This is a genomic window from Streptomyces sp. NBC_01264, assembly GCF_026340675.1.
Lineage (GTDB): Bacteria > Actinomycetota > Actinomycetes > Streptomycetales > Streptomycetaceae > Streptomyces.
Genome location: NZ_JAPEOX010000001.1, coordinates 6,986,622 through 7,011,397, shown reverse-complemented (window position 1 = coordinate 7,011,397; position 24,776 = coordinate 6,986,622). Strand labels below are relative to the sequence as shown.

Genomic DNA, 24,776 nt, shown 5'->3' with positions numbered 1-24,776 from the left:
GCGCGGCTACCCGCCGTCGATGCGGGAGATCGGCCAGGCGGTCGGCCTGTCCAGCACCTCTTCGGTCGCGCACCAGCTGATGGCCCTGGAGCGCAAGGGCTTCCTGCGCCGCGACCCCCACCGCCCCCGGGCGTACGAGGTCCGCGGCTCCGACCAGCCCAGCTCGCAGCCCACGGATACCACGGGCAAGCCCGCGGCCTCGTACGTGCCGCTGGTGGGCCGGATCGCGGCCGGTGGCCCGATCCTCGCCGAGGAGTCGGTGGAGGACGTGTTCCCCCTCCCCCGCCAGCTCGTGGGCGACGGAGAACTGTTCTGCCTCAAGGTCGTCGGCGACTCGATGGTCGAGGCCGCGATCTGTGACGGCGACTGGGTCACGGTCCGTCGCCAGCCCGTCGCGGAGAACGGCGACATCGTCGCCGCCATGCTCGACGGCGAGGCCACGGTCAAGCGCTTCAAGCGCGAGGACGGCCACGTCTGGCTGCTCCCGCACAACGCCGCCTACCAGCCGATCCCCGGCGACGAGGCCACCATCCTCGGCAAGGTCGTGGCGGTACTGCGCCGGCTCTGACTGCCCGCGCCCTCATCCAGCTCCGGGACCTACTGCGCCGGTCCCGGAGCTGCTTTGTGTGTTCTGGGCCGTTGTTCTGGTCCTTGCTCTGGGCCTACTTCTCGTCGGCCTTCGCCGCGGCATCGATCGCGGCGAGCGAGCGGCGGACCTGATTGCGGTCCGTGGTGTACCAGAAGTCCGGCAGGGTCGCCCGCAGGAAGCTCCCGTACCGGGCCGTGGCCAGCCGGGGGTCCAGGACCGCCACCACACCCTTGTCCCCGGTGGCCCGTACGAGCCGGCCCGCGCCCTGGGCCATCAGCAGCGCCGCGTGCGTCGCCGCGACGGACATGAAGCCGTTACCGCCGCGCTCCTCGACCGCCTTCTGGCGCGCGCTCATCAGCGGGTCGTCGGGACGCGGGAACGGGATCCTGTCCATGATCACCAACTGGCAGCTGGGCCCCGGGACGTCCACGCCCTGCCACAGCGACAGGGTCCCGAACAGGCAGGTCTGCGGATCGGCGGCGAAGGCCTTGATCAGCTCGCCGAGGGTCTCCTCGCCCTGGAGCAGGATCGGGTTGTCGAGGCGTCCGCGCAGTTCCTCGGCGGCGGCCTTCGCCCCGCGCATGGAGGAGAACAGCCCGAGCGTGCGGCCGCCCGCCGCCTCGATCAGCTCCGCGAGCTCGTCCATCATGTCGCCGCGGGTGCCTTCGCGGCCCGGGGTGGCCAGGTGCTTGGCGACGTAGAGGATGCCCTGCTTGGGATAGTCGAAGGGCGAGCCGACGTCGAGGCCCTTCCACTGCGGCACGTCCTCGCCCTCGACGCCCTCCGGCGCCAGGCCCATCGACGCCGCGACCCCGTTGAAGTCGCCGCCGAGCTTGAGGGTCGCGGAGGTCAGGACCACCGAGCGGTCCGCGAACAGATTCTCGCGCAGCAGACCGGACACCGACAGCGGAGCCACCCGGAGGGTCGCTCCGAAGCGGTCGTGGCGTTCGTACCAGACCACGTCGTACTCGGAGCCGGCCGTGATCCGCTCCGCCACCCCGTACACGCTCTCCACCGCGGCGAGTGCCTGCTTGCGGACGGCGTCCTCGTCGTGGACGGACTTGTCCCTCGTGTTGCCGATCGCGGAGATCACGCTGCGCGAGGCGTCCCGCAGGGCCATCAGCGCGTAGCCGAGGTCCTCGGGGATCTCCTCCAGGCGGCCGGGGAGCGCCAGCTCCATGACCCGCTCGAAGGTCTCGGACGCGGTCTGCAGGGAGTCTGCGGTCTTCTCGTCGACCAGCTTCGCCGCACGCTTCACGGCGCGGTTGACCTGCCCGGGGGTGAGCTCGCCCGTGGCGACCCCGGTCACCCGGGACACCAGCTCGTGGGCCTCGTCGACGATCAGCACCTCGTGCTGCGGGAGGACCGGGGCGCCCTCGATGGCGTCGATGGCGAGGAGCGCGTGGTTGGTGACGACCACGTCCGCGAGCTTGGCCCGCTCACGGGCGGCCTCCGCGAAGCACTCCGCGCCGTACGCGCACTTCGTCGCGCCCAGGCATTCGCGGGAGGAGACGGAGATCTGCGCCCAGGCCTTGTCGGAGACGCCCGGGGTGAGGTCGTCGCGGTCGCCCGTCTCGGTCTCGTCCGCCCAGTCGCGCAGCCGCAGCAGGTCCTGCCCGAGCTTGCTCGTCGGGGTGGCCGCCTCGAACTGGTCGAAGAGGCCCTCCTCCTCGTCCTGCGGGGCGCCCTCGTGCAGACGGTGCAGGCACAGGTAGTTGGAGCGGCCCTTGAGCATGGCGAACTGCGGGCGGCGGCGGAGCTGCGGATGCAGCGCCTCCACCGTCCGGGGCAGGTCGCGCTCGACGAGCTGGCGCTGGAGGGCCAGCGTCGCCGTGGCCACGACCACGCGCTCGCCGTGCGCGAGGGCCGGCACCAGGTAGCCCAGGGACTTACCGGTGCCGGTGCCGGCCTGGATGAGGCGGTGGGAACTGTCGTCGATCGCTTCGGCGACGGCTTCGGCCATGGCCACCTGGCCGGGGCGCTCCGTGCCGCCGACGGCGGAAACGGCGGCGTGCAGCAGGTCGGGGAGGGAGGGCTTCGTCATAGCAGTGCCAACCCTACGGGGCTCCGCCGACAGTGACCGCACCGGCGAGCGGTCACGACCGGTGGAGGGGGTTCGGCACGGTGCCGTACCGCACGGCGTGCGGGCGGTCGGGCCGGTCGCGGTAGCCGTCCTCGTAGAGACGGTTCCTGTTCAGGCAGAGCCTCACGATGCGTTCACCGAGCAGGTCGAAGAGCGCGTAGCGCTCCTTGAGCTCCGGGAAACGGGCCTGGTGGCGCAGGATCTCCGCCCGTACGAGGGACCAGAACGTGTCCTCCGGAACCCCGAGCCGGTCCTCGCAGAGCGCGGAGAGGTAGCGGAAGACGCCGACGAAGAGCCCCGAGTGGATGAACTGGGGCAGGAAGTCCGCGGGCTCGGTGAGCAGGACCGCACGGACCTCGTCGGGCATGGCCGCCAGCTCGGGAAGCGGTTCGGCGCTGATGTTGACGTCGTCCACGAAGTCCTTGACCGCGAGCCGGACCGGGACGTCGTGCTCGTCGAAGATCACGACGGTGTTCTCGCCGTGCGGGGAGAACACGGTGCCGTAGCGGTAGAGGAAGCGGAGCAGCAGGGGCAGCAGGGCGGTGAAGAGGCGCTGGAGCCAGACCGTGGGGGTCAGACCGGTCCGGGCGACGAGCTCGGCGGTGAAGGACCGGCCGCGGGGATCGGTGTGCAGGAGCGAGGCGAGGGTGCGGGCCCGCTCGCCCGGGGCGAGGTGTCCGGCCAGCGGCTCGCGCCAGATTACTCCGAGGAGCTCCTTGTACTGGTACGGGACTTCGGGGAGCGCGTCGTAGACGGGGTGGCGGACCGTGACCGTGGCGACCTCCCCGAGCAGGACCACTCCGCATTCCTCGCGGAGGAAGGGGTCGCCGTCGCGCAGGGAGTGGATCAAGGCGGTGACGGCGGGCGCCGCGAGGGCCAGGTCCGAGGGCAGGCCCCGCCAGACCATGGTGTTGAGGACGGAGAGCGGCAGTTTGACGCTGTGACGGTCGGGACGGGTGAGGTTGAGGAAGGTACGGATCGACTGCTGGGGCAGGCGCAGGTCGGGGTCGGCGGGGAGCGGGACCAGGGTGCCGGCGGCGAGGGCCGGGGCGAAGAGGGGCAGGAGGACCTCGTCCCACTGCCAGGGGTGCACGGGGAGGTAGAGGTAGCCGAGCGGGTCGAGGCCGCGGTCGCGCAGGGTCCGGTCGAAGAGGGCGCGGGTGACGGGGTCGAGCTCGGCGGAGTAGAGGCGGGGGGATCCTCCAGGCCGGCGGTGCCGCGGTAGTGCGCGAGGGAGGTGTGGGCGGCGAGCCAGGGCAGGCGCTGGGCGGTGCGGGCCTCGGGCGCCCAGGCGGCGGTGTCGGAGGCGGAGAGTCCGATCCGCCCCTTGTTGAGGACGAGCCAGGGATGGCCCGTCTGGTGACCTTCGAGGGCCGCGTAGCCGAGGTCGGCGAGGACGTCCGCGGTGAGCGCGGTGTGATCGATGCGGGCGTCGGCCGCGAGCGTGGCACTGAGCTCGCGGACGAGGTGGCCGAGGGTGGCGCCGTCGAGGCCGAGGAGGGTGCGGGCGCGGATGAGGAAGGCGTACGGGTCCCCGAAGGCGGTCGGCGGGGTGGAGGGGGCGGGCGCTCCGGAGGCCGTCGGCGTTCCGGTGGCGATCGGCCATCCGGAGGCGATCGGCGATCCGGAGGAGGCGGGCTGCGGGGTGAGGGTGATCGTGTCGGGTGGGTCGTGCCAGCTCCCGTACGCGCGGCGGCGGGCACGGAAGCCGAGGCTGCTGCCGTCGTCGAGGGTCAGCGTCCAGGCGTCGCCGGAGGCGGCCGGGGCGGGGACCGGGACGATGATCTCCTCGTACGCGAACTCGCCGAGCATCTTGGCGAGCAGCCGGCGGGCTGCGAAGTCCCAGGTCGGACGGTTCAGTTCGGGCGGAGTGCACGGGTGCTGGGGCGACAGGGGCACGGGGTCCGGGAGGTGGGGGCCTGGGGAGTCGGGGGCTGCGGAGAAATTCTGCACGGGACTCCTCAGGTCGGGAACTTTGCTGCGCGACGCAGGGTTTTAGGATTGATGGGTGCGGGAACTGACGAGATGAACGGGAACTGCGGGGACTGCGGGGCGGTGCCTGGAGGAGATCAGAGGAGATCGGAAGGGCTCAGAGGAGATTGCGCAGCGCCCGCTCGCGGATCATCAGGGCGGCTCGCTTGCCGGGCAGTTCGATCTCGGTGGGGCAGCGGAAGCCGGAGTTCAGGAAGGCTGAGACGGAGGGGGTGTTGCGGATGTCCGGTTCGGCGATGACGCGCATGCAGCGGGGGCGGTTGTCGAGCACCAGGTCGGCGACGGCGCGCACGAGCGCGGTGCCCAGACCTCGGCCGCGGTTCGTGCCGTCTCCGATGAGCAGGTGGATACCCGTGTCGTGGGGACGCGCCGGGTAGTGGGCGGAGAGCGGGTCCAGGTCGGCCCGGTAGATCTCCCAGTAGCTCATCGGCGTGCCGTCGAGGATGCCGAGACACGGGATGCTGAGGCTGTCCCCGACCGCCTGCGCCCATACGTGGGCGGCGGTGACGCCCGCGGGGCCGGCGAGTTCCCAATAGGCGTCCACCTCCGGGTCGTTCATCCACGTCGTGAGCAGCTCCAGGTCGCGGTCGAGCCGGACGGGTTCGAGGCGGAAGACACCGGACCGCGTCGCGACGCCACCCCAGGCCGCCGGGGAGTCGAGCAGATCGGCTTCGGCGAGCTGGGGCAGTGACTCCGCGCTGAGACGCGGCGCGATGGTGCGGTGCACATCGGTCGCGACGGTGCGGTGCACATCGGTGAGGAGCACGCCGGTGTGGAAGTCGGTGGAGGGCATCGGGGGCTCTTCTCCGTATCGGTGCTGACGCGTCAATCGTGAAGGGGGTTGGCGATGGTGACGTAGACGGACTGGGTGTCGACGGGGCCGACCAGCTCGTCCAGACCTCCGAGGCGGGTGAGCAGATTCGCCTTGCAGCGCAGGGTGGGCGAGTCGAGCAGCCTCTCGGGGAGCGGGCCGAGGCCCCTCGTCTTGCCCAGGAAACGACGGAAGGCGGCCAGCAGGATGCGCTCGTCGGCGAGCCGCTGGGATCCGAAGGCCCCGATGAGACCGAACACGTTGTTGATGCCGAGGTAGTAGGCGAAGCGTTCGTCGGTGACGGCGTCCGAGACGAAGGTGTCGCTCGTGGCGCCGATTCCGGGGAGCCTGCGCTCCAGTTCCTCGCGGCGGGAGTCGCGGAAGTAGTAGCCCTGGTTGTCGCGGTAGCGGCCGCCGACCGGCCAGCCGGCCGGGTCGAGGAGGACCAGCGTGTTCTGCTGGTGCGCTTCGAGGGCGATCCCGGCGAGCGCGTCGAAGGCGAGGACCGGCAGGACGACGTGTTCGAGGTAGCGCAGGAACCACTCGGCGGCGACGGCGGAGGTCGTCCGCCCGGTGGTGGTGGCGAGGCGCGAGACGGTCTCGGCGAGCCGGGAGCTCATGGTGGTCCGCCCGGGCCACGGACGGGGTGCGGTGAGCGCCGCGACACAGAGGGCGTCGTCGCCCGGTCGGAAGGGGTTGTGCCGCAGCAGGACGTCGAGTCCGGGGACGGGGGTGCCGTCCAGGGCGTCGGCGGCGACCCACGCGGGATCGCGGACGATGTCGAAGCCGGGGTGGGCGGCCTGCCACCGCTCCGCGAGTCCGGTGCGGAGCAGCCGGTGCACCTCGATGCCGCGGTGCAGTTCCTTGCGGAGGTTCTCGCGAAGGGAGTTGGTGATGCGCAGGCCCAGGGAGAGCTTGAGCATCGCGGGGGCGCCGGGCTGGTGGACGGTGCGGATGGAGGAGGTCGGATACCAGGGGGCGCCGTACGGGCCCAGGTCGTGCAGGAGTCCCGCGTCGCCGAGGGCTGCTGCGGCGGGGCGCTGGAGCAGGTCGCGGGCCTGCCAGGGGTGAAGGGGAAGGGGGGTGGCGCCGTCGGGCACCGGGAGCCCTGGGGCGAGGCGGCCCAGGAGCCGGGCGGCGGAGACCGGACGACCGCGTTCGGTCCAGGCGGAGTCGGTGGCGAGGGCGGCGGGTGCGACCGCCACCCAGTGCAGGGGGAAGGAGCCGTGCAGTTCGGGTGAGTAGCGGCGGACTTCGGCCTCGGAGAGCCCTTCGCGGCTCTTCGGGGTCGGGTGCAGCGGGTGGCCCAGGAGGAGGGACTGTTCGGCGGTGAGGAACCGGTCCCCGGCGACGGGGGCGGGCGCGGCCGGGCGTTGACGGCGATCGGTGATGAACTCGGTGGTCCTGCGTACCGAGTCGGCGACCCGGCCGACGAGTTCGGCGCCGCCGGGGGCGCCGTGTACGTGGGCCGCGCCGTGTACGTGGGCCGCGCCGTGTACGTGGGCCGCGCCGTGTACGTGGGCCGTGTCGTCTGTGTGGATGCTGCTTCCGTGGCCTGCTCCTTCGCCCTCGCGGGAGATCAGCGCCGCGAGGGTGACCGCGTCCACGGCGGGGGCGTCGGCGGGAACGCCGTCGATGCGGGCCGGGCCGAAGCGGTGCCAGCCGGCCGCGGACCAGTAGCGGACCGCGACGAGCAGGGCGGCGCCCGATGCCGGAAGGGGGATGCGCAGGACGGGACCGACGGGCTGTTCGACTCCGGTCTCGCGGACCCAGCAGCGCAGCAGGTTCTCCACCGAGGCGGCCTCGGCGGCGACCCTGGGGTCGGGGTGGTCCAGCGGGTCGGCCGCTCCCGCGCGGGGTCGGACGGAGCCGTCCTTCTGCCGTGGCACCGCGGCGGGTGCCTGCGGCTCGGCCGGCGGCCAGGGCATGCCCGCGGCCGGCATGCCCGGGAACGTACCGGCAGGCCCGCCGAAGCCGTCGCCCGGCGCCGCGGCCGCTCCGGCCCGCTCCCCGGGCCCGGCTGCGCCGTGCCGTGGGGAGCCCGGGTCCGCCGCGGCCGTGGGCGTGCCGGTGGAACCGGATACCGAGGGGGCCGCCACGGAAGGCCCCTGGAACGAGGCCTTGCCCTGCCCTCCCCCGACCGGCTCGTCCGAACGTCCCTCGCCCGGCGACCCCGGGTCGGCGGCCGACGAGCCGGGACCGGAAGCAGCCCCCCGAACCTCCGCCCCGCGGCACCCCGCGAGAGCGTCCGCGGAGCCCTCGGCGGGCCGGCCGGTGTCGGCCGCGGCATCGGTGGCCGACCGGGAAGCCACGGCCGAAGACGCCCTGCCCATGGCGTCGCCGAGAGCCGGTGCCCCGTGCTGCGCCAAGGCACCGGCCAACGGCGGCCACACGGTGGCGACGGGCAAATCGGCGGCGGCCTGACGGGAACCGTCCGCTGGGGCGAGCAGCGGCGGCCATGCGGTGGTGGCAGGAGCAGGAGTAGATCCGCCCGGCATGGCCACATCGAGGGTGGGCCGGAGGGACCCACCCTCCGGCGCGAGCAGCGGCGGCAACGCCGTGGAGGGAGGCAACAACCCGCCGGGCAAGGGCTCTTCGGCCGCGCGCAGGGGATATCCGTCCACCGGCGCGAGCAGCGGCGGCCAAGCCGTGGGGGGAGTGAACGCCCCGTCGGGCACGGGCGCTTCGGCGGCGGGCCGGGGATATCCGCCCTCCGGAGCGAGCAGCGGCGGCCAAGCTGTGGGAGGAGGTGTCGACCCGCCGGGCACAGGAGCTTCGGCGGCGGGCCGGGGGGAACGTTCCGCCGGTGCGGGTGGCGGCTGCCATGCGGGGGTGGCGGGCGGAGTCTCGCTGCCCTCGGGGAGGGCCGTAGCACCGGAGGGTGACGGGGCCGGCCTGCCACCCGGGGAAGGCAAGGGCGCGGGCTGCGCCGAAGCAGCAGTTCCGGCCGAGCCGACGCTACCGGCGGACGCCCCCTCCGAAACCCCGGGGACGGCCAGGACGGTCCGCGGACCGGAAGCCGCAGGCTCGGCACCGGCGGGCTCCGAAGGCTGGGCCGGGCACGGTCCCGGCGGCGGCGCCGGAGCAGCTGCTTCGGCCGAGGTGTCGCTGACCGGAGACACCCCCTCCGGGACCCCCGTAACGGCCGGGGCCGTGCGCGAACCGGGCGCTGCGGACTCGGTACCGGCGGGCCTCGGAGGCCGGGCCCGCAGGTACTCGGTGGAGGCCCCCAGGAACGGTGAGGGGCCGCCATCCAGAGGCGGCGTCAACCCGGCATCTGGCGCAGGCGCCGGGCCCGAGGGCGACATGGACCCGCCCCCCGAGGCCGGGGCCGAGGGCGGGGACGAGGGCGGGGTAGCCGCGGCTCCCCCGGCAGCAGCTGACGGCACCATGGGCCCCTCTCCCAGGCCCTCGGCCGACGGCGGCGCAGATACGGCACCTGAGGCCGGGGCAGTCAACGACATGGGTGCGACTCCCGGGGGCGGGGCCGACAGCGCCATGGGCCCGGCACCTGGAGTTACGTCGGCCAACGACATGGGCGCGGCTCCGGAAGGCGAGGCCGAGAGCGGCGGAGGCGCGACTCCCGGGGGCGGCGCGGCCAGCGGTGTGGGCGCGGCACCTGGGGTCGCGTCGGCCGGCAACGGGGGCGCATCTCCCCACGCGGCGGCTGACGGCGGCATGGGCGCGAGTTCGGGAGCCGAGAGCGACGGCAGCACGGGCCCGGCACCGGAAGCCGAGACCGACAACGGCGGAGCCGCGACTCCCGGGGGCGATGCCGACAGCAACGGGGGCCCGGCACCTGGGGCTAGGTCGTCCAATGACATGGGCGCGGCTCCGGAAGTCGAGGGTGACGGCGACATGGGCTCCCCTTCCGGGGCCGGGGGCGACAAGAACATTGGCCCGGCGCTTGGGGCCGGTTCGGCCAGCGACATGGGCGCGGCTCCAGAGGTCGAAGGTGACGGCGACATGGGCTCGGCTCCCCCGGCTGGGGTGGGCGTCGGCATGGGGTCCGCTCCGGAGGTCGGGGGCGACAGCAGCACGGGCCCGGCCCCCCAGGCTGGGGCCGACGGCGACGTGGGCTCCGCTCCGGAGGTCGGGTGCGACGGCGGCACAGGCCCGGCTCCGCCGGCTGAGGTGGGCGGCGACATGGGGTCCGCTCCGGAGGTCGAGGGCGACCGTGACACGGGCCCGGCTCCCCCGGCTGGGGTGGGCGTGGATTCGATGGTCGGGGTCCATGGCGGGTTGGGCCCGGCTGGGTCGGCGGGGGGAGGTGTCGGCGCGCTCGAAGTAGTTCGTTGGGCCTCGGGGGTGGAGCCGGGGTGCTGTGGGAGGCCTGCGTTCGGAAAGTGCGAGGGCTGGTGCCCGGGTGCGGCAGCCGAAGCCGGCGCGGCCATGGGCAGGATGTCGGGATGAGGGGCTGACGCCGTTGAGGGGAGTCTGGACTCCCCCTGAGCAGGCTGCGGTGAAGAGTTGCCGGGGAGGGGCGTCGTCGGCGTGTGTCCGTAGCCGCGGGCAGCGGGAGAGCCCTGGGCGTTCGGAGGGACCGGATCGATCCCACCCCTCGGTGGCGTCTCCAGGGTTGGTGCCGACATCGGCGTTGTAGCGGCGGGCACCGGCTGCGGCGTGGCCGCAGCGAGGAGGGACCGTAGCGGATCGACATGCGCCGACAGCGGTAGCCCGGTGGCGGGCGCGGACGGCATCGGCGATGGGAGGACGGACTCGGCTGGAGCGGGCAAGGACCGTGGCGCATCGCCAGGTGCTGAAGGCGCCATGGCTGCGGCCGACGGGAGCGGCGAACCCAGCCGATCAGCGGGCGCTGATGGCGGAGGGGCGGCGGGCGCGGTCGGCGCGGAATGGCGCGACAGCACCGGATCAGCCGGTGCCGGCGGCAGGGCGGCCTCATCAGGCTCGGAGGCGAGTGGCACAGGTGCAGTCGGGGGGAGCGGCGAACCCAACGGATCCGTAGAACCCGTCAGCGCGTGGGCGGGGGTCGGTGCCGAGTCCGGCGACAGCGCTGGCCCAGCGGGCATCGGCGTCAGCGGCGCGGGCTCAGCCGGAGCGAGCGGCAGCCGTTGCGGTTCGGCAGCCACGGACGTGGGCGGCGAAGAAGCGGCCGGGAGGACAGGGGCAAGTGGGGAGTGCGGTGACGGCAGTGGCTCAGCGTGCGTCGGCATCGGCGGCGCGGGCTCGGCCGGAGCAGAGGGGGACCGCAGCGGGGTGGCGCGCGTGGGCGCTGGGTCGGACGCGGTCGGAGGCTGTGATGACCCCGGCGCCGTGGTGAGCGGGGTGGCGGCGGCCTGAGGTCGTACAGATCCCAGCGGAGCCGGAGTCGGCGGAGATGGGGTGACAGCGGTCAAAGTCTGCTGCGGCTGCGGGGGGTTGGCAGGTGGCTGCGCGGAAACGGGCGCCCCGAGGGCGGGGCCCGAGGGGGTGAGCGGCGGCGCCGTGGAGGGGGCCTGGGGCTCCGTGGGAGCGGCCGAGGTGGAGGTGACACCCACCGCCACGGACAGCGCCGCTGGGGGAGCGGCCGAGGAGGGGGTACCCGGCGCCACGGACGGCAGTGCCGCCACGGTGGCCGAGGGGGAGGTGGCACCGAACCCCGCAGATGGCACCACCGCGGGAGCGGCCGAAGACTCCGTAGGACCGTCCGAGGGCAAGACGGGACCCGCCGCAGAGGCAGGCTGTGCCGTCAGGGTGGCCGGGGTGAAGGTGGCGCCCGACGCCGAGGACGGCGTGACCGCGGCGGCCGGGGACTCCGTGGGAACGGCCGAGGGGCGGGCGACGCCCAACGCCGCGAACGGCCCCACCGTGGGATGCGCCGACGAGGGGGTACCCGACACCGCGGACGGCTGTGGCGCCGAAGTGGCCGGGGTGAAGGAGGCGCCCACCGCTGTGGACGGCGCCATCGCGAGAGGAGCCGGGGACTCGGTAGGAACGGCCGAGGGGAGGGTGGCGCCCAACCCCACGGACGGCCCCGCCGTGGGAGCAGCCGACGGGAAGCTGGGGCCCGACGCCAGGAACGGCGGGGCCGAGGTGGCGCCCGATGCTGCGGACGGCGGCACCGCCAGGGTGGCCGGGCTGGAGGAGGGGCCCGACGTAGCGGACCGCGGGGCCGGCTGCGGGGACGAGGTGGCGTCCTGTGCTGCCGACGGTGGGGGCGCGGGAAGGGTCCGGGGCTCCGTGGCCGAGGGGTGGGTGGGGGCCGGGGTGGGTGGGCGGAGCGGGGGGCCCGAGCCTGTCGGGGGGAGCGGGGACGCGGGGTGGAGGGGGGCGGGCATGGGGGTCCTTAGCGGCGGGTGGCGGCGGAGATGGCGTCGGCGAGGCGGTCGAGGACGGCCGCGGCCTGTTCGTCGGTCAGGGTGAGCGGGGGGAGGAGGCGGACGACGCTGGAGTGGCGGCCGCCGAGTTCCACGATCAGGCCGCGGTCCAGGCACGCCTGGCGGACGGCTGCCGCGAGGGCGGGCGCGGACTCCCCCGTGTCCGGGTCGGCAAGTTCGACGCCGAGCATCAGGCCGCGGCCCCGTACGTCCGCCACGCAGGGATGGGCCGGGATCAGGCCGCGCAGAGCGGTGAGCATGTGCGCGCCCAGGGTCGCCGCGCGCTCCGCGAGGGCGTTCTCCCGGACGAAGGCCAGGGTCGCGGTGCCCGCCGCCATGGCGAGCTGGTTGCCGCGGAAGGTGCCGGCGTGGGCGCCCGGGGCCCACTGGTCCAGCTCCGCGCGGTACACGATCACCGCGAGCGGCAGGCTGCCCCCGATGGCCTTGGAGAGCACCATCACGTCGGGGACGACCCCCGCGTGGTCGACCCCCCAGAAGGCTCCGGTGCGCCCGACCCCCGTCTGGACCTCGTCGGCGATCAGCGGGATCCCCCGCTCCGCCGTGATCTCCCGCATCCTGCGCAGCCAGGCGTCGGGGGCGGGGTGGACTCCGCCCTCTCCCTGGACGGGTTCGACGATCATTCCGGCCGGCGCGGTCACCCCGCTCTTGGGGTCGTCCAGCAGGCTCCGCGTCCAACGGGCCGACAGTTCCGCCCCCTCGGCCCCGCCGACTCCGAACGGGCAGCGGTGGTCCTGCGGATACGGCAGCCGGGTCACCCGTACGTCCGTGGCCCCGCCGGAGGCGGCCAGCGCCCCCGCGGTCATCCCGTGGTAGGCGCCGGTGAAGGCGAGCAGCCCCGACCGGCCGGTCGCGGTACGGACGAGGGTGAGCGCGGCCTCCACCGCGTCCGTCCCGGCCGGACCGCAGAACTGGATGCGGGCGTCGGCGGCCAGCTCCGCCGGCAGGTTGGCGAACAGCTCGGTGGTGAAGGCGTCCTTGACCGGTGTCGCGAGGTCCAGAACGTGCAGCGGGGCCCCCGAGTCGAGGACCCCGCGGATGGCTTCGAGCACCACCGGGTGGTTGTGGCCGAGCGCGAGGGTTCCGGCGCCGGAGAGGCAGTCGAGGTAGCGGCGTCCGTCCGCGCCCTCGATGGTCAACCCCCTTGCGCGCACGGGCACGATGGGCAGGGAGCGTGCGTACGTCCGTGCCGCGGACTCCCGTTGTGCCTGCCTGCGCAGGATCCCCTCGCCCGAAACCCCGGCCGAACCGGAAGCCCCGGCCGGACCCGAAACCCCATCCGGACCCGGCCCCGGCCCCGGACCCCGTTCGGCGAAGTGCCGTGTCTCCGTGGCCCGGTTCTCCATGATCCGGGCCGCCCGCGCGGGGACCTGTGCCCCGGCCGTGGCCTCCTCGCCCGTCCAAGCCGTCAAAGGCACGAGTGTCGCTCCTCCCGCACGGTTGCCCTTCCGGGGTGCGCTTCGAACACCCACGCTGCTCCCCCATCCCCCGTACGTACCAACGACGGTGGCGGCGACGGATCACGGGTGGGCCCAAGATCCTTGCCCGGCCGGGGATCATCCCGCCCGGCCCGAGGTCCTCGTCCCGCCCGAGGTCCTTGTCCTGCCCGAGGTCCTCGTCTTGCCCGAGGTCCCCGTCCCGCCCGAGATCCCCGTCCGCCGCCAGATCCTTGTCCGTCCCGGCGGAACCGGCGCCCCGGGCTGTGCCGTCCCCCACGGCAGCGGCATAGTGGGGTGCTGCAACCCAGGCGCCCGTCTACCCAGGCACCATCCCGAACCAAGAACCATCCAGGGGGATTCACGACATGCGACCGATCCGACCGGTCACCGCGATCCTGTGCTCGGCCGCGCTCGCGCTGACCGCCGCGGCGTGCGGACCCGGCGACGGTGAGACCGACGCCAAGCCGACCGTGGCGGTGAGCGTGCCCACCAGCCTCGACGGGGTGAAGATCCCCGAGGGGCTCCGGGACAAGCTCAAGGAGCACGGCATCGACCTGGAGAAGTGGAAGGGGGGTGAGTGGAAGAACTGGAAGAAGGAGGACTGGCTCCGCGAGGCGGGCGACTACATCAACCCGATCATCGAGGACCTCTGGGACTCGGACCGGATGCGCGACGCCGACAAGATGCCGCAGCCCCCCGCCGTCGACCCCGACGCCGGCAAGGACCAGGGCGTCACCGACCCGACCCCGGCCCCGGTGACCGCCAAGGCCGCGGCAGCGCCCTACCATCAGAGCGTCCCCGCCTCCGGCAAGGTCTTCTTCGACGGCCCCGAGGGATCGATGGTCTGCTCGGCGACCGTGGTCAAGGACCCGGCGCACCCCGGCAAGTCCAACATGGTCTGGACGGCCGGCCACTGCGTGCACGCGGGCAAGGCCGGCGGCTGGTACCGCAACATCGCCTTCGTCCCGTCGTACAACAACAAGGGCAAGAGCGCGGCCGCGCTGAAGGGCGCGCCGCGCGAGGAAGTCGCCCCGTACGGCGTGTGGTGGAGCGACTGGGCCCAGACCTCCGACCAGTGGATCGCGACCGGCGGTCCGACCGGCGGCGCGGGTGCCCCGTACGACTTCGCGGTCCTGCACGTGACCCCGGAGAAGGGTGGCGGCAAGTCGCTGGAGGAGACGGTCGGTACGGCGCTTCCGGTGGAGTTCAACGCCGCGGCCGCGCCCAAGATCGCGAAGATGACGGCCACCGGTTACCCGGCGGCGGCTCCGTTCGACGGCCAGAAGACCTTCCAGTGCGTCGACAAGCCGGGCCGGCTGTCGCTGAACGCGACCGACCCCACGATGTACCGCATCGGCTGCACGATGACCGGCGGTTCCTCGGGCGGCGGCTGGGTCGCCGCGGGCGCCGACGGCAAGCCCGCGCTGGTGTCGAACACCTCCATCGGCCCCGCCAAGGCGGGCTGGCTGGCCGGTCCCCGGCTGGGTCCGGAGGCCAAGGGCGTCTTCGACGCCGTGAGCGGCAAGTTCAAGTAACCGCACCGGCGCACCACATGACTGAGGGCCCCCGCAGCAGCGGGGGCCCTCAGCCGTTCATCCAGTACGCGTCAGCGCTCCGGTACGCGCCCGTGCTTCGCTACGCGTCAGTGCTTCGCGAGCACGTACGGAGCGAACTCCGCCGCCAGTTCGGCGTGCACCCGCGCCTTGAGCAGGGTGCCCTCCGCCGTGTGCTCCTCGGAGATCACCTCGCCCTCGGCGTGCGCCCGGGCGACCAGCCCGCCGCGCGTGTAGGGCACCACGGCCTCGATCTCGATCGCCGGCCGCGGCAGCTCGGCGTCGATGAGCGCGAGGAGTTGCTCCATGCCCTGACCCGTGCGCGCCGAGACGGCGATGGAGCGCTTCTCGATCCGCAGCAGGCGCTGGAGCACCAGCGGGTCGGCCGCGTCCGCCTTGTTGATCACCACGATCTCGGGCACCTTGACGGCGCCGACCTCGCGGATGACCTCGCGGACCGCCGCCAGCTGCTCCTCCGGCGCCGGGTGCGAGCCGTCCACGATGTGCAGGATGAGGTCGGAGTCACCGACCTCCTCCATCGTGGAGCGGAACGCCTCGACGAGGTGGTGCGGCAGGTGCCGGACGAAGCCGACCGTGTCGGCCAGGGTGTAGACCCGGCCGGACGGCGTCTCGGCCCGGCGCACGGTCGGGTCGAGGGTGGCGAACAGCGCGTTCTCCACCAGCACGCCCGCGCCCGTGAGGCGGTTGAGCAGCGAGGACTTGCCGGCGTTGGTGTAACCGGCGATGGCGACCGAGGGCACCTTGTTGCGGCGCCGTTCCTGCCGCTTGATGTCGCGGCCGGTCTTCATCTCCGCGATCTCCCGGCGCATCTTCGCCATCTTCTCGCGGATCCGGCGCCGGTCGGTCTCGATCTTGGTCTCACCGGGGCCGCGGGTGGCCATGCCGCCACCGCCGCCGCCACCCATCTGCCGGGACAGCGAGGCACCCCAGCCGCGCAGTCGCGGCAGCATGTACTGCATCTGCGCGAGGGCGACCTGCGCCTTGCCCTCTCGGGACTTGGCGTGCTGGGCGAAGATGTCGAGGATGAGCGCGGTCCGGTCGACCACCTTCACCTTGACGACGTCTTCGAGGGCGATGAGCTGGCCGGGGCTGAGCTCGCCGTCGCAGACGACGGTGTCGGCGCCGCTCTCCATCACGATGTCGCGCAGCTCGCGCGCCTTGCCGGAGCCGATGAAGGTGGCCGGGTCGGGCTTGTCGCGGCGCTGGATGACGCCGTCGAGTACGAGCGCGCCCGCCGTCTCGGCGAGGGCGGCGAGCTCCGCGAGGGAGTTGTCCGCGTCCTGCACCGTGCCGGAGGTCCATACGCCGACGAGGACGACCCGCTCCAGGCGGAGCTGGCGGTACTCGACCTCGGTGACGTCCTCGAGCTCGGTGGAGAGGCCGGCCACGCGGCGCAGGGCCGCGCGCTCGGAGCGCTCGTACTGCGCGCCGTCCCGCTCTCCGTCGACCTCGTGGCTCCAGGCGACGTCCTCTTCCATCAGGGCGTCGGCCCGAAGGCTCTCGGTGAAGCTCTGCGGGTCCGGCGCATCCTGTGCGTCGTCCCGCGCGTCCTGGGAAGGGGAAGAAGAGGAGGTCATTGGATCCTTACGTCGTTTTCGAATGCGTCCGCGTCAGGCGAAGCGGAGCCAAGGCCAAAGCTACTCCCGCGCGTGACATAACACTGTCACGTCCAACGTGTGACACTCCCCGGAGATTCCCCCAGAGAAAGCCCGGAGCGTCCCGCGGAACGGCCTCGTCGATGGTGGCATGCCCGTTCCGCACGCGTCACACGCTTTTCGGGGCGCTCCACTCCGGGTGCCCCGGCATGGCAGGGGTCTTCTTCCCGTACAGCCACGGCTTCAGGAACGCGCCCAGGTCCCGGCCCGCCTCCTGCGAGGCCAGCCGTACGAAGTCCTCCGTACCGGCGACCGCGTCCCGGTGCTCCCCCACCCAGCGCCGCTCCACCCGGTCGAAGGCCTCCACCCCGATCTCCTGCCGCAGTGCGTACAGGATCAGCGCGGCACCGTCGTAGACCGCCGGCCGGAACAGCCCGATCTTCTCGCCCGGCGGGGCCGGCTTGGGCGCGGCCGGGGGGCCGCCCGCCGCGCGCCACTGGTCGGAGCGCTGGTACGCCTCGCGCATCCGCCGCTCCAGGGAGTACTTGCCGAGGCCGTCCGCGTACAGGGCCTCGTACCAGGTGGCGTGGCCCTCATTGAGCCACAGGTCGGACCAGGTGCGCGGGCTCACGCTGTCGCCGAACCACTGGTGGGCCAGCTCGTGGACCATCACGGACTCGACGTACCACTCGGGGTATCCGCCGCTGCCCGCGAACAGCGCGCTCTCGAACAGCGACAGGGTCTGCGTCTCCAGCTCGAAGCCGGTACGGGCCTTCGCGATCAGCACGCCGTAGTTCTCGAAGGGGTAGCGGCCGACCCGTGCCTCCATCCACTCGATGTGCCCGGCGGTCTTCTTCAGCCAGGGCTCCAGCCGTTCCCGGTCCGCCGCGGGGACCACGTCGCGCAGCGGCAGTCCGTGCGGCCCGGTGCGGTGGATCACGGCCGAGTCGCCGATCGAGACCTGGGCGAGCTCGGTGGCCATGGGGTGCAGGGTCCGGTACGTCCACGTGGTCGCGGCGCCCGCCCGGCGGGCCGGGAGCGCCCCCGGCACCCCGTTGGCCACGGCCGTCTTCCCGGCCGGCGCGCTCACCCGGAAGGTGAAGTACGCCTTGTCGGCGGGGTGGTCGTTGCACGGGAAGACCCGGTGGGCGGCGTCGGCCTGGTTCGCCATGGCCAGCCCGTCGTCGGTGACCACCCAGCCGCCGTCGCCGCGGCCGCGCGGGTCGCTCGTGTGCCGGACGGTGATGTGGAGGGGCAGGCCCGGCTCCACCGGCCGGGCGGGGGTCAGGACCAGGTCCTCGCCTACGCTCGCGAAGGCGGCGGGTTCCCCGTTGACCTCCGCGGAGGCCACCTTGCCGTGGGTGAAGTCGAGGTTGACGGTCTCGAGCCGGGTGAGGCTGCGCGCGTCGATGACGGTGACCGCGTCGAGGGGGCTGCTGTTGTCCTTGTAGGCGAAGGACAGGTCGTACGAGAGCACGTCGTACCCGGGGTTGCCGAGCTCGGGGAACAGCACGTCGCCGATGCCGAGCGCCTTGGGCGGGGGCACGACGGCGGCGACGAGGGTGAGGGAGGCCGCGGCCAGCAGGGCGGCGCGCAGGCGCGGGGAGGTGAGCTGCATCCCCCACCGCTTATCAGCGCCCGCCGCGCGCCCGCGAACGGCGCGCGACGGGTCCACCCGAAAGGGGTCGGGCGGGCCGCGCCCGGCTGACGTCACAGGCCCCCCCGGCAGGTCCCGCGGGCTACACCGGGCTGACGTCGTGGACCGCCCGGCACGTCCCGCGGGCTACGCCCGGCTGACGTCGTAGACCGCCCGGCACGTCCCGCGGGCTACGCCCGGCTGACGTCGTAGACCCCCGGCACGTCCCGCATGGCCCGCATCAGCGCCGGGAGCCCCGTCGCGTCGGGCAGCTGCAGGGTGTAGCTGTGCCGGACCCGCTGTTCGACCGGCGGCTCCACCGTCGCGGAGACCACCTCGACCCCCTCGCGGGCGATGGCCTCGGTCAGATCGGCCAGCAGGTGCGGGCGGCCGAACGATTCGGCGAGCAGGGTGACCCGGCAGTCCGCGGTCGCCCGCCAATGCACGGCGACGGGGGTCCGCCCCACGGCCCGCATCTGGGCCACGGTCGCGCAGTGGACCCGGTGCACCGTGACGACCCCGCCGCGTACGACGAACCCCTCGACGGCGTCGGGCGGTACCGGGGTGCAGCATCCCGCGAGCCGCACGGTGGCGTCCGGCAGGTCGGCGACGGCGTTGCCCCCGCCGCTGCGCAGGCCGATCACCGACAGCGGCGGCCGGGGGGCGGCGTCGGCCGGCCGGGCCCCGTCGGGGTGGGCCTCCAGCCAGCTGCTGACGGCGATCCGGGCGGCCGGGGTCCTGGCGTGCTCCAGCCAGTCGGCGGTGGGCCCCGAGGGGGCGTCGTACGCGATCAGGAGCTGGACGGTGTCCCCGTCGGAGAGCCGGGAGGACAGGGAGGTCAGGCGCCCGTTGACCCGGGCGCCGATACAGCCGTGGGCCGCCTCGCCGTACTGCGCGTAGGCGGCGTCGATACAGCTGGCGCCGGCGGGCAGGCCCAGGGTGCCGCCGTCGGCCCGGAACACGGTGATCTCCCGGTCCTGGGCCAGCTCCGAGCGCAGGACGTCCCAGAAGGTGTCGGGGTCGGGCGCGGACTGCTGCCAGTCGAGCAGCCGCGAGAGCCAGCCGGGCCGCGTCGGGTCGACCCGCTCCTCGTCGCAGTCGGCCGCTTCGGGCTGGTTGGGGGGCTGCGGGGTCGTGTACGGATTGCCCAGCGCCACCACGCCCGCCTCCGCGACCCGGTGCATCTGCCGGGTCCGGACGATGACCTCGGCCACTTGGGTCGTGGGCCCCTCCGACGTGGCGAAGGCGGTGTGCAGGGACTGGTAGAGGTTGAACTTCGGGGAGGCGATGAAGTCCTTGAACTCGGAGATGACCGGGGTGAAGCAGGTGTGCAGCTCCCCCAGGACGGCGTAGCAGTCCGCGTTCTCCCCCACGAGGACCAGCAGTCGGCCGAAGTCGGAGCCGCGCAGCTCCCCGCGCTTGAGGGAGATCCGGTGCACGGAGACGAAGTGCCGGGGCCGTACGACCACCTCGGCGGCGATGCCCGCGTCGCGCAGGACGGCCCGTACCGAGTCGGCGATGGCGGGCAGCGGGTCGCGCTCGCCCGCGTGGGCCGCGATGAGGGCGCGGGTGTGCTCGTACTCCTCGGGGTGCAGGATCGCGAAGACGAGGTCCTCCAGCTCGGTCTTCAGGGCCTGTACGCCGAGCCGTTCGGCGAGCGGGATGAGGACGTCGCGGGTGACCTTGGCGATGCGCGCCTGTTTCTCGGGCCGCATCACCCCGAGGGTGCGCATGTTGTGCAGCCGGTCGGCGAGTTTGATGGACATCACGCGGACGTCGTTGCCGGTGGCGACGAGCATCTTGCGGAAGGTCTCGGGCTCGGCGGCGGCGCCGTAGTCGATCTTCTCGACCTTGGTGACGCCGTCGACGATGAAGCAGACCTCGTCGCCGAACTCCTCGCGGACCTGATCGAGGGTCACGTCGGTGTCCTCGACGGTGTCGTGCAGGAGCGAGGCCGTCAGGGTCGTGGTCTCGGCGCCCAGTTCGGCCAGGATGAGGGTGACGGCGAGCGGATGTGTGATGTACGGCTCACCGCTCTTGCGCATCTGGCCGCGGTGCGAGGTCTCCGCGAGCAGGTACGCACGGCGCAGGATCGACAGGTCCGCGTCGGGGTGATGGGCGCGGTGCGCCTCGGCGACATGGCCGATCGCGTCGGGCAGCCGGTCCCGGGGGGTGGGCCCGAGCAGCGCGGCGCGGCCGAGTCGTCGCAGGTCAAGCCTGGTCCTGCCACGTCTGCGAAGTTCAGGGAGCGCTTCGGGACGTGCTTCGGGGTTCGTGGCCTCTGCACTCATGGGCACCTCCGACGGCATCGACCGGCGGTGGCGGGCATGGGGTGAGCCCTCAGGGCCGGTGCCTGATGCTACCGACCCCACCACGTGGCGCAGTCCACCTCTCGCTCAGCGTGAAACGGATCACCCATTAGAGGGAAGCTTCAGACGAAAGCCGTTTCGGTGAGCCAGGCGGGATCGAACTCGCCCTCGGCCACGATCACGGCGGGTCCGGTCATCTCGATCCGCCCGTCGGGGTGCTCGGTGATGATCAGCGTGCCGCCGGGCAGATCGACGGTGTACGTGGCGGGCGCGCCGATGACGGCCGGGTCGGCGCCGTCGCGGCGGATGGCGGCCACGGCGACCGCGCAGGCGCCGGTGCCGCAGGAGCGGGTCTCGCCGGAGCCGCGCTCGTGGACGCGCATGGCGACGTGCCGGGGGCCGCGGTCGACGACGAACTCGACGTTGACACCCGTCGGGTAGGCGGACGCCGGGCTGTACGGGGGCGGGTCCAGCAGGTTCCCGGCGTCGTCCAGGCTGTCGACGAAGGCCACCGCGTGCGGGTTCCCCATGTTGACGTTGCGCGCGGGCCAGGAGCGCTCGCCGACGGAGACGGTGACCTCGCCCTCGGGCAGCTCGGCGCGGCCCATGGAGACGGTCACGTCGCCGGTCTTGTCGAGGTGCACCCGCTTGACCCCGCCGCGCGTGGCGACGTCCAGGTCGCCCGGCTCCACGTGTCCGGCGTGCTGGAGGTAGCGGGCGAAGACGCGGACGCCGTTGCCGCACATCTCGGCGACGGAGCCGTCGCTGTTGCGGTAGTCCATGAACCACTCGGCCTCGCCGGCCAGGTGCGCGGCCTCGGGGTGCGCGGCGGAGCGCACCACGTGCAGTACGCCGTCCGCGCCGATCCCGGCCCGCCGGTCGCACAGCCGCGCCACGGCGGAGGCCGGCAGCTCGATGGCGTTGTCCGGGTCCGGGACGATCACGAAGTCGTTCTCGGTGCCGTGGCCCTTGAGGAAGGAGAGGCTCGTCTGCGTCACCCGCCCATGGTACCGAGCCGTCGCCCGGCGGATCCGGTCCGTCCGCCCGCCGGGACGGGCCGCCGCGAGGGGACGCCGCGCCGGGCAGCCGCGCTAGCGGAGCCGGGCCACCCGGTACACCGCGAGCGCCACGACACCCAGCGCGACCAGCGCGTACAGCAGCGCGAGGCGCCAGTCGGGCCGCTGCCCCGAGCCGCGGGCCGGGAGCCCCGGCAGGGCGTAGCCCACGCGGCGCGCGGCCATCAGGCCCCAGCCGCCCGCGCAGCAGCTGACGAGGAATCCGAGCATGGCGACGACCGCTCCGCCGTCGCCGAACTCGAAGGCGAGCGGGAAGGCGAACATCAGGGATCCGGCCGCGCCCAGCATGACGATGGGGGCGATCTGCCACAGCCGCAGCCTGCGCTGCGGGCGCAGTTCCACCTCGAAGGCGGGAGCGGCGGCGGCCTCCGCCTCGGCGGAGTCGGGCGCGTCCGGGCCGTCGGGGGTCAGCCGCGCGGGATCCGCGGGCAGCCCCAGTCCCGGGCCGCCGTCGGCGTCCGCGGGCAGCCCCAGTCCCGGGCCGCCGTCGGCGTCCGCGGGCAGTGCCAGGGCGTCCGCGTCCGTAGGCGGTGCGAGGGCGTCGCCGAGCCCGTCGGCCTCCGGCGTCGCTCCATCGAGCGGGCCGTCGCCGTCGGCGAGGGCGCTGTGAAGCATCGGGTCCGCTTCCGGCCGGGTGTCGTCCCGACCGGTGTCACGAGGGCCGGCCTCCATCGCCACGCGCCCTCCCCACTTGGACTTCGTACACCGCCGTACACCGCCGGTGACGGCACCGGCGGAAGTTTGATGATGGCACGCCGTCAGGCCCCGGACGGGCGTGCGGGGCGTCCCGATGCCATCACGTGATCAGGCTGTGACCGCTCGTTCGACCAACGACTGCGCGAGTCCGGCGAGTTCTCCCCGGTCCTCGGCGGCGCCGCTGAGCCAGTGCACCCTCGGGTCGCGGCGGAACCACGAGTCCTGGCGGCGGGCGAACCGCTTGGTGGCGCGGACCGTCTCGGCGCGCGCCTCCTCCTCCGTGCACTCCCCCGCCAGCGCGGACAGCACCTGCTGGTAGCCGAGCGCCCTGGAGGCGGTGATTCCGCCCCGCAGGCCCGCGGCCTCCAGCGTGCGGACCTCGTCCACCAGACCGGCCTCCCACATCCGGTCCACGCGCAGCGCGATCCGCTCGTCGAGCTCCGGCCGGGCCACGTCCACACCGATCTGGACCGTGTCGTAGACGGACTCGTGGCCGGGCAGGTTCGCCGTGAAGGGCCGCCCGGTGATCTCGATGACCTCCAGCGCGCGCACGATTCGGCGGCCGTTGCTCGGCAGGATGGCCTGCGCGGCGGCCGGGTCGGCGGCGGCGAGGCGGGCGTGCAGGGCGCCGGGGCCGCGCAGGGTGACCTCGGCCTCCAGCCGGGCCCGGACCTCGGGGTCGGTGCCGGGGAACTCCATGGCGTCGAGCGCGCCGCGCACGTAGAGGCCGGAACCGCCGACGAGGACCGGCGTACGGCCCTGGGCGAGCAGCTTGTCGATCTCGGCGCGGGCGAGGCGCTGGTACTCGGCCACGCTCGCCGTCTCGGTGACGTCCCAGATGTCGAGGAGGTGGTGCGGGACCCCTCCGCGTTCCTCCGTCGTCAGTTTGGCGGTACCGATGTCCATCCCCCGGTACAGCTGCATCGAGTCGGCGTTGACGACTTCGCCGTCGAAATGGCGGGCCAGGGCCACGCCCAGATCGGACTTTCCGGCCGCGGTGGGTCCTACGACGGCGATGACCCGCGGGGCGGGGGCTGCTTTCCTCACCGCACCAGTCTCGCAGCCCTCCGTCAAGGCATCGCCATGTACCCGATCGAGCTACGTGACGTGACCTGACCGGGGTCGTTGCCTTGGCGGGGTTCCGGCCGGGCGTGCGCCCGCCGTACGGCGGCCCGCCCACGGCGGAACTTCACTCACACGAGTAACGTTATAGGAGTAGACATGGGCATTTTGGACCGGCTTCTCGGCCGCAAGACCCAGGCGACGACCGAAGAGGCCGTTGCCGCGGATCTGACGGCGGAGTCCGCGACGGCCGACGAGGCCGGGACCGAGCAGGCTGTGGCTGAGGAGAGCGCGGCGGCCGAGGCCGTCGAGATCCCGAAGCAGCAGACGGCGGAGGTCAGCGCGGACAGCGAGGCCGCAGAGGGTGCCCGCACGTAGCCTCGCTATTGGAAGGTGACCCATGGGCCTGCTGGACAATCTGAAGGCCAAGCTCGCGCCCGCCAAGGACAAGGTCGGCGACCTCGCTGCACAGCACGAGGGCAAGATCACCCAGAATCTGGAGAAGGTGGCCAAGGCCGTCGACTCCAAGACCAAGGGCAAGTACAGCGGCCAGATCTCTAGCGGTGCGGACAAGGCGAAGGACGCCCTGGGCAAGATCGCGCACAAGGACGCTCCCGGCGGGCCGACGCCGCCGGCCGCTTCCTGACGCGGTCGCGGAACCCGGAACCCCGGGATCCCGGAAGGGGCGCGGCACCACTCGGTGCCGCGCCCCTTCCGCGTTCCGTGTCGGCGCTGCTGCCGGCGCTGCCGCCGCTACGACCAGGCGGCGACGAAGTACCCGACCCCGTACGGGGCGTCCTCGTACAGCAGCCGTCCTTCGAGCCCGGCACCCTCGGCCGCACCCGCGAGCACCTGCCAGGGGGCCCGGCCGGCGGCCTGCAGCTCGGCGGCGAGTCCCGCGTCGAGGGCGGCGAGGGCGGACAGGTCGGCGGCGCCGAGCGCGCGGGCGGCCTCGGCGTCGAATCCGGCGGCGCGTTCGTCGAGGTAACCGGGGGCCTTGAGGGTCCGGCACGCGCTGCCGTCACCCATGACGAGCAGGGCGACCCGGTCCTCGCGCGCGGCGAGCTCCCGGCCTGCCTCCAGACACCCCTCGGTGTCCAGCTGCCCGGCGACCCCGAACCCCTCCAGGGGCGCGGCGCCCCAGCCGGCCCGGCCGAGCAGCCAGGCGCCCACGGCGATCGGGGTGGGCAGCAGCCGCGGCCCCTCCTCGCCCTCGCCCAGCCGTACGTCGGCCGCGACCCCGAATCCCCGGAAGGTGCCGCGGGCACCCTGGGGGTAGGCACCGTGGTGGTCGGCGTCGCCGGCTCCGACCACGACGAGCAGATCGGGCCGGGAGGCGGCGAGCACGGAGAGCGCGTCGGAACACGCGGTCCGGGCGTCGGCGAGTTCGGCGGCGGCGCCCGTGACGAGCTCCGGCAGGAGCATGGGCGGGGCGGGGCAGACGGCAGCGGCTACGAGCATGATCCGCAGCGTAGCGGCCCCGCCTTCTTGACGCGCCCCTCGCGCGGTACGGCCCTGACGGGCCTCACCGGCTTCGCGCCCCTGCGCCGGGCACCTTCTCGGCGCAGGGCGCGCAGCG

Annotated in this window: 15 protein-coding genes and 1 pseudogene; 4 read left to right on the top strand and 12 right to left on the bottom strand. The window is 73.6% G+C overall.

The genetic code is table 11. The annotated features are described in order from the left end of the window. Positions 1-568 (top strand): transcriptional repressor LexA (gene lexA / locus OG435_RS32715; RefSeq protein WP_266881477.1); only part of this gene is annotated, 568 nt, incomplete at its 5' end. Between the two features lie 94 nt (positions 569-662). Here lexA and OG435_RS32710 read toward each other — a convergent pair. The 5 genes and pseudogenes from OG435_RS32710 to OG435_RS32690 all read right to left on the bottom strand — a co-directional run bounded on the left by OG435_RS32710 (position 663) and on the right by OG435_RS32690 (position 13,156). Next, a complete protein-coding gene (locus OG435_RS32710; protein ID WP_266881476.1) occupies positions 663-2,633 on the bottom strand; it encodes an ATP-dependent DNA helicase in 1,971 nt (656 codons plus the stop codon). A 52-nt stretch (positions 2,634-2,685) separates the two neighbouring features. Further along, positions 2,686-4,625, bottom strand: a pseudogene (locus tag OG435_RS32705) (IucA/IucC family protein). 136 nt (positions 4,626-4,761) lie between these two features. Further along, complete coding sequence (locus tag OG435_RS32700) at positions 4,762-5,457, bottom strand: GNAT family N-acetyltransferase (protein ID WP_266881475.1); 696 nt, start codon at positions 5,455-5,457, stop codon at positions 4,762-4,764. Positions 5,458-5,489: 32 nt separating this feature from the next. Continuing rightward, positions 5,490-7,418: an IucA/IucC family protein gene (locus OG435_RS32695; protein WP_266882295.1), complete on the bottom strand. Its 1,929-nt coding sequence runs from the start codon at positions 7,416-7,418 to the stop codon at positions 5,490-5,492. Between the two features lie 4,343 nt (positions 7,419-11,761). Further along, entirely contained in the window at positions 11,762-13,156 is a 1,395-nt protein-coding gene (locus OG435_RS32690; protein WP_430625788.1) for a diaminobutyrate--2-oxoglutarate transaminase family protein, read from the bottom strand. Between the two features lie 458 nt (positions 13,157-13,614). On the opposite strand from OG435_RS32690, the gene OG435_RS32685 reads away from it, so the two are divergent. Then, positions 13,615-14,784: a trypsin-like serine peptidase gene (locus OG435_RS32685; protein ID WP_266881473.1), complete on the top strand. Its 1,170-nt coding sequence runs from the start codon at positions 13,615-13,617 to the stop codon at positions 14,782-14,784. Between the two features lie 107 nt (positions 14,785-14,891). Here the strand turns inward: OG435_RS32685 and hflX are convergent, their stop codons facing one another. From hflX to miaA, 6 genes are all read right to left on the bottom strand, one after another. Continuing rightward, a complete protein-coding gene (hflX, locus tag OG435_RS32680; RefSeq protein ID WP_266881472.1) occupies positions 14,892-16,400 on the bottom strand; it encodes a GTPase HflX in 1,509 nt (502 codons plus the stop codon). 187 nt (positions 16,401-16,587) lie between these two features. Then, on the bottom strand, positions 16,588-18,036 hold the full coding sequence (locus tag OG435_RS32675) for a M1 family metallopeptidase (protein WP_266881471.1): 1,449 nt from the start codon (positions 18,034-18,036) through the stop codon (positions 16,588-16,590). Positions 18,037-18,245: 209 nt separating this feature from the next. Next, positions 18,246-20,345, bottom strand: a complete 2,100-nt coding sequence (locus tag OG435_RS32670; protein ID WP_266881470.1) for a RelA/SpoT family protein — start codon at positions 20,343-20,345, stop codon at positions 18,246-18,248. Between the two features lie 140 nt (positions 20,346-20,485). Further along, entirely contained in the window at positions 20,486-21,361 is an 876-nt protein-coding gene (dapF, locus tag OG435_RS32665; RefSeq protein ID WP_266881469.1) for a diaminopimelate epimerase, read from the bottom strand. A 93-nt stretch (positions 21,362-21,454) separates the two neighbouring features. Then, positions 21,455-21,913 carry a hypothetical protein gene (locus OG435_RS32660; RefSeq protein ID WP_430625787.1) on the bottom strand — a complete coding sequence of 153 codons (459 nt, stop codon included), beginning with the start codon at positions 21,911-21,913 and terminating at the stop codon, positions 21,455-21,457. 330 nt (positions 21,914-22,243) lie between these two features. Beyond that, positions 22,244-23,182 carry a tRNA (adenosine(37)-N6)-dimethylallyltransferase MiaA gene (gene miaA / locus OG435_RS32655; RefSeq protein WP_266881468.1) on the bottom strand — a complete coding sequence of 313 codons (939 nt, stop codon included), beginning with the start codon at positions 23,180-23,182 and terminating at the stop codon, positions 22,244-22,246. A 174-nt stretch (positions 23,183-23,356) separates the two neighbouring features. Between miaA and OG435_RS32650 the strand changes: the two genes are divergently transcribed. Together OG435_RS32650 and OG435_RS32645 are read left to right on the top strand one after the other, a co-directional pair. After that, positions 23,357-23,575 carry a gliding motility protein gene (locus tag OG435_RS32650; protein WP_266881467.1) on the top strand — a complete coding sequence of 73 codons (219 nt, stop codon included), beginning with the start codon at positions 23,357-23,359 and terminating at the stop codon, positions 23,573-23,575. 22 nt (positions 23,576-23,597) lie between these two features. Then, entirely contained in the window at positions 23,598-23,843 is a 246-nt protein-coding gene (locus OG435_RS32645) for an antitoxin (protein ID WP_266881466.1), read from the top strand. A 107-nt stretch (positions 23,844-23,950) separates the two neighbouring features. Here the strand turns inward: OG435_RS32645 and OG435_RS32640 are convergent, their stop codons facing one another. Beyond that, positions 23,951-24,658, bottom strand: coding sequence for a class III extradiol dioxygenase subunit B-like domain-containing protein (locus OG435_RS32640; RefSeq protein WP_266881465.1), 708 nt, complete (start codon positions 24,656-24,658; stop codon positions 23,951-23,953). Positions 24,659-24,776 lie beyond the last annotated feature (118 nt).